The 885-nt window shown below is 55.0% G+C and carries 1 pseudogene; it reads left to right on the top strand.

The window, feature by feature from the left end:
* Positions 1 to 212: 212 nt before the first annotated feature.
* Positions 213 to 885: pseudogene (locus PPOP_RS10495) on the top strand (DDE transposase); the annotation flags it as partial.

Raw genomic sequence — 885 nt, forward strand, 5'->3', positions numbered from 1 at the left:
TGCCGCAGCTTGCCAATCTGCAAGAGCCACAGGCGTTAGCGTCCTTTATGCCGTGGTCGCCGCAGTTGCCGGACTTCTGCCGTCTGAACTAATCCACATCGATCATACACTGGCCCCAATCTGACCGCTAGGTGGGGCCGATTTGACGTTCACTATTTAGCGAAATCTGTTTATTCTAGTTTAGCAGTTACAGCCGGGCGTCGGCACCTTTTATGACTTCTTCCGGAGGCTCCAAGATTACGGACAAACTCGTCTCCCGTGCCCTGCGTGAAGCGAAAATCTACTACACGCCCAAAGAACATGATCTCTTGCAGCAACTGTTCCAAACGATGTTCGTCTTGCTTTCTGCGGCGAAAGGGTTGCTTGGCGATACTCGCTGCTTCCGCGTCATCGGCGACGGCTCCCCGGTCGAGACCGGAGCTCGCTCCTTCGGTAAGTTCCTTTGCGACTGCCGCAAGTCAGGCAACTGGAAATGCTCCTGCAAACGGCAATTTTCAGATCCTGATGCCAACTGGGGCTGGGACAGCTACCGCGAGAAATATGACTACGGGCGCACGCTCTACATGTTCACGGCAGCCGATAGTGCTTCCAATCTGCCCGTATACCTGCGATTGTTCCGCGCCAGCCAGCACGACGCCCTCCCGATCTATACTATGCTGGAACATGATGATATTTCCGCCATCATCGACCTGAATCTCAGGCGTTCCGGGCAAACGGTATACAACGAAATGAAAATGGGTGCCGACGGCGTTCCCGTCTGCCCCATTGGTCGCAATATGCTCTGCTGGGGCAAGTGTTTAGGGCGACAACGCATCAAGTGGCGCTGTCCCGCAAAAGTCGGAAAATGGGAGTGTCCTACGCCCTGTTCGCCTTCCGAGTACGGGA

The organism is Paenibacillus popilliae ATCC 14706, from assembly GCF_000315235.1.
Lineage (GTDB): Bacteria > Bacillota > Bacilli > Paenibacillales > Paenibacillaceae > Paenibacillus_B > Paenibacillus_B popilliae.